A 4737-nucleotide genomic window follows, 5' to 3' on the forward strand; every position below is an offset into this window, starting at 1 on the left:
TCAATCAAATTCCGATTTTAATTAGTAGTTTTAGCCTAGCTTGGTTGCTTGGTTTGGTTGTACCTGGCGCGCCGGGAGGAATTGGTGTATTTGAAGCAACGGCTACCGCATTACTAGGAGCTTTATTTTCTCCCGGACTTATTTTGAGTGTAGTTGCTTTGTACCGTTTAATTAGTATCTTGGCGGAAGTTGTGGGGGCGGGACTTGTTTGGGTTTGGGATAGATTCGCTACTTGAATTGGGAAGAAATGCGATCGCACTTCTTTCTAAAAAGTATTCACACTAACGACCAAACTGAGCGGCGACGTGCAACTTTAAACGAAGCACAAAACCTGTGATCGCCGCTCCAACGACTTATTATCTTGCTGGCACTACTCCAACCTTCTATGACTAGGCTCGCTTTCGGATTCGTTCTTGAAGACGCTCAATTATATCTGCACTCAATTCTGCTTCTGGATCAGTTTTCTCACGTGTCGCTAAAACTGACTTAATTTCAGACGGCGAAGTTTGTCCTAGTTGCTCGATCAATGACTGAAACGCCTGCTGTTGCAGTGCAACTTCAGCTTTGGGAACAGATTGAATTCCATACGCTAAAGCTGCCTGACGAGTCAATGCATAAACGATATACTGATTCAGCGATACACCTTCACCTTCAGCGAGTTGAGCAAGCTGTTGATGTAAGGTTCCAGGTAATCGTAAGGTTAATCGGCTCATGACTTTTCTCCTGATGCTAATATGTTCACAAACTGCACAGGGGTAAGCACTCGTACCCCCAATGACTCTTTCGCACTCCAAAAATCTCGAATATTAGAGGTGACTACGCTCGCACCTGCATTCATCGCACAATCAATCACTAGATCGTCACCTGCATCTGGGGAAGTCGGTCGCCACGAGAAATAAATATTTGTGTATTGAGCAACACTTAAAAGTTGCCCCAACACAGGTTGCAACTTACTCCAGCGTTCTTCTGAGAGCTTTCAAGACAACACATCGTCATATTCATAGGCAAGCGCATTGGAGACACAAACCACCATCAGCCCAGTCAACCAAGCATCAATGATCAAACCTGAAGCTCCGCCTTGCTTGGTCAGACCTTCAAATACAAGATTGGTATCAACAACAATTAGAAGTAAAGGCAAACCAGACATGACACTACTATAGCACCATAGGCAGTGTCATGTCTGATTTACCATAGTAATTTGGAAGTTTGTTATCTCTCTTTACTCCTAATTACACATATCTAGACAGCAATTAGCTTTTCTCGATTGAGATTTTGGAGAATACTAATCTGACCAATGCGCTGAAATTCTTTACTACTTCTATCAGCTAAATGCAGTACCCAAGGCAGTCGGCAAGAGCGGAAGCCACTAGCAGGATGTAACTGAGTTAAATGATAAGTTTGTAAAGCTAATATCTCCAGTGAAGTATCACCGTACTCATGTACAACTCGTAAAGGTCTAACACTACTAATACACGGTTGTTAAGTGGCGTTTTATACAACTCTACAAAAATATTAAATTCTCCATTTTGGATATGATCTGTTGATGTGATTGCTGACCTCTTGCATATTCGTATAACCGATGGAGCGTAGATGAAACAGGCTGAGGATGCTCCATGCTGTATATTTACAGATTCTAGAAATATCAGCCTCGCTGATTATTTGATCAGCTAAATAGTTCATACCTCGATGGATGATATCCGAGCGTTTACCATAAAGATTTGTCATGCTTTTATACACTTTTTTGGCATCCTCAATTCTTATAAACTCGTAGCCACTAAAAGCATTGAGTGTTGCAACCCCTTTGGCTAAAGCATGTGTCGGTTGCTCAGAACCAGTAAATATACATTCCAACGCAGTCCAATACTTTAAAAAAGATACATCTAAATCAGCTTCATTCTGAGCTTCACCTATCCAATAAATTGAGGTCAAAATGCATCCTTCTACTTTTGTTTGAGAAGAGGCATTAATGACAGTAATAAAGTCGTCTAGGAAACCATTGAAAGATAAATCTTCAAGACAATTTTTATCAATAGGAAAGGTTTGTAGAGGTCTACGACCACAACCAGAAACTAAAATAATAGCATTATCTTTATCTCTTCTAATTAAAGTTCTCTCACTATTGCTATAGGCTTCAAATAAAAAGTTTATTTTTATCATTTGCTCTGAAACTCTGTTATGTGTAAAGAGACAGAGAATATATCTAAAATAGTTTATCAACTCTCGTGCTTGTCTATAAGCTATTTTATAAGAAATATCAGAATCTCTGTAGGCAGTAGACTTTATACACAAACGGTTCAAAAAGTTTTTATCAAAGAAATCTTGGGTATATACTAACACCTCTTGGTTCTGTGGCTCAACTACCCCGAAGTGAGCAGCAATCAATTGATCACGCAATTCGTGATTAAAGACAAAGATTTCAACTTTACCACAACTAATTTTTTCAAGGTTTTCTAGTTCTAATCCTTCGATCGCGAAAAAGAAATCAAAATGACTAACTTTGTCATCAATAGAACGTTGAACGCTTTCTAAAATATCAGCAAATTCTCTTTTGCTTTTTGAATCTTTTTCTCTACTAGAAATCTCTATTTCTAACTCTTTATTTAAAGCCGTATAAACTATTCTATAAGATACTATTCCCTTTAATACAGGATTCTCGTAAATCCTATTAAAAACTTCATTAAATGCCGTTATTGCGTTTTCTAATAAAATCCAGTCTCTACAATTAATTTTTAATCGGGCGGCATATTTATCGAACTTCTTATACTCTTCAATACTGACGGGAATATAATAGTTTTTGTTTTTGTTTTTGCTATTTGTTAATGTATTCCAATTCTGTGTGGCTGCCTTGAGATCACCTTTACTTAACTGAGTTTCCATAGATGGTTACTGAGAAAAACGATTTGGTAAGACTTAGCTCCAAAATTTCAAACTGCGTATGCGGGCGATCTCCGTACAGCCTTAAGGTACTGTCTTATCAATAACCTCATTGTAACGTCGCTCTAAATTTTCACAGATACTCCTGCTACACAGTCTCCATCAATAGCTTAAGCCACCTAACTATTTATTATGCTGAAATTTTCCGTGTAATCTTTTAATAAATTACAATATACAAGCATCCTAGTCATTTTTAGGCATGATAAAAGAAAATTGTCTGTATAACATCCATATTTGGAGAATATACGGAATTTTTCTGTGTATCTACCTTGCAAAGGGTATCGTACGGAAAAATTATTTAGTACAGTTTAAAGTGTTTAAGCGATCGCATTTAATCTAATAATTACGCTCAAAAGCGATCGCAGTTAATAATTTTTTTTAAAACTCCGGTATCAACACTCGCCTTTAACCTCTAAATAGTTCGATATTTTGCTACGAGATAAGTTACCGAATCAGTTAAAGTATGCTCTGTAAATGCCTCATTGTCGCTTCTCCGGCAGCATTCCAATTTAAGCGGGATTGATACTCTTGAAAAGAAGATAATGACAGAGCGATATATTTTGAGTAGTTAGCAAATAAGTCAGTAATATAACCACAGTATTCGCTAATACTCGCATCTGCCTCAAAAGTTTTGCCATTATAACCATCCCGAATCAATGTAGGGATACCGCCAATATTTGTAGATATACATGGCAATCCAAAAGAACTTGCTTCTCTCAAGACTCCCGGTGTAAAGTCTACTTTAGAAGGTAAAACGAGAAAATGATTTTCTGTAAATAAAGACTCTACCAGTTTTTGACCTTCTTGAATTGAGCGATCTACAAAACCATATACTTTTACAAAGTCTGGTAAAGATTCATCGGCTAGAGGCTGACAGCCTAATATAGTAAGTTCTGTAAGTAAGCCAGAGTTATTTAATTGTTTTGCTACTTCAAGCGCTACATCGCCACCTTTTCTTTGCCAGTTCACACCACAAAAAAGTAATTTGCATACTTTTGATGATTTAGACTTAATAATATTTTCAATTTCATTTTTAGTTCGATTACATTCTAAATTAGCTCCCGTAGGTACTACTTTTATTTTTGCGGAAAGTTTGCGGGAGGCTGTGCCTTCCGTAAACCTTTCCAAGAAAGCAGACTCGGCTTCTTTGTAAGTTTGAATTGCCAATTGAGCCGCCCAATCCGAGGAGAATATAATTAACTTACAATTTTTTAATGCTAGTTTATCCAAAGTTTTGAGATGGCGAATAGAAGTCTGGCAAGGCTCACCATCAGGAAAAGTACTCATGGTTCCTGCGTATAAAGAGTCTGTCCACAGCACAATAGGTTGCTTGCATTGGAGGTAGGCAATTACATTCATGTGCGGACATAAGATGATATCAGGCTTAATTATTAAGATATTTTTAGCGATCTGTTGGGCATAATTTATATTTATAGATGGCGCTGCCCAAGCGTGGTAAGTTTTGATATTTAAGAGCCGATGGGTATGATACTCTACCTTGGATACTAGGGAATAGTTGTCTGCTAAAGGACCAATAAACTCAAGATCGCAATGTTTTTTTAAAGACTGAGCCATATAATAGCTCGTGCCAAAATGTCCTATTAAATGAGGAGACCATCTCCACTTATTATGCAGATCGTAATGAGTTACAAAGGCAACTTTCATGAACCTATCCCAGTAATAAAATTCTGTTAATCCAAATGTGAATTGTTGCGAGGGAAATAAAGGCATCGAAACAGGCAGAAATTCTTTCCCACCGAACAACAAGCCTACGGTATTTCCGTTGAAACCATGCGAAGCAAC

The 4737-nt window shown here is 37.7% G+C and carries 5 protein-coding genes and 1 pseudogene; 1 reads left to right on the forward strand and 5 read right to left on the reverse strand.

Annotated features, from left to right (window positions below):
* Positions 1-236: pseudogene (locus tag ACEW80_RS28460) on the forward strand (UPF0104 family protein); the annotation flags it as partial.
* Positions 237-389: 153 nt separating this feature from the next.
* Here ACEW80_RS28460 and ACEW80_RS28465 read toward each other — a convergent pair.
* The 5 genes from ACEW80_RS28465 to ACEW80_RS28485 form a co-directional block, all read right to left on the reverse strand.
* Positions 390-713 carry a YlcI/YnfO family protein gene (locus tag ACEW80_RS28465; RefSeq protein ID WP_373529822.1) on the reverse strand — a complete coding sequence of 108 codons (324 nt, stop codon included), beginning with the start codon at positions 711-713 and terminating at the stop codon, positions 390-392.
* Positions 710-940: a putative toxin-antitoxin system toxin component, PIN family gene (locus ACEW80_RS28470; RefSeq protein ID WP_373529823.1), complete on the reverse strand. Its 231-nt coding sequence runs from the start codon at positions 938-940 to the stop codon at positions 710-712. The genes ACEW80_RS28465 and ACEW80_RS28470 overlap by 4 nt, the downstream gene beginning before the upstream one ends.
* 36 nt (positions 941-976) lie before the next feature.
* Complete coding sequence (locus ACEW80_RS28475) at positions 977-1147, reverse strand: PIN domain-containing protein (RefSeq protein ID WP_373529824.1); 171 nt, start codon at positions 1145-1147, stop codon at positions 977-979.
* 365 nt (positions 1148-1512) lie between these two features.
* On the reverse strand, positions 1513-2877 hold the full coding sequence (locus ACEW80_RS28480; RefSeq protein WP_373529825.1) for a hypothetical protein: 1365 nt from the start codon (positions 2875-2877) through the stop codon (positions 1513-1515).
* A gap of 513 nt (positions 2878-3390) precedes the next feature.
* Entirely contained in the window at positions 3391-4599 is a 1209-nt protein-coding gene (locus ACEW80_RS28485) for a glycosyltransferase family 4 protein (protein WP_373529826.1), read from the reverse strand.
* Positions 4600-4737 lie beyond the last annotated feature (138 nt).

The sequence above is a fragment of the Nostoc sp. genome (assembly GCF_041747015.1).
Lineage (GTDB): Bacteria > Cyanobacteriota > Cyanobacteriia > Cyanobacteriales > Nostocaceae > Nostoc.

Coding starts and splice junctions, on each gene's coding strand:
- ACEW80_RS28465 (WP_373529822.1), bottom strand. CDS start 713: ATGAGCCGATTAACCTTACGATTACCTGGAACCTTACATCAACAGCTT.
- ACEW80_RS28485 (WP_373529826.1), bottom strand. CDS start 4,599: ATGAAAGTTGCCTTTGTAACTCATTACGATCTGCATAATAAGTGGAGA.
- ACEW80_RS28480 (WP_373529825.1), bottom strand. CDS start 2,877: ATGGAAACTCAGTTAAGTAAAGGTGATCTCAAGGCAGCCACACAGAAT.
- ACEW80_RS28475 (WP_373529824.1), bottom strand. CDS start 1,147: ATGTCTGGTTTGCCTTTACTTCTAATTGTTGTTGATACCAATCTTGTA.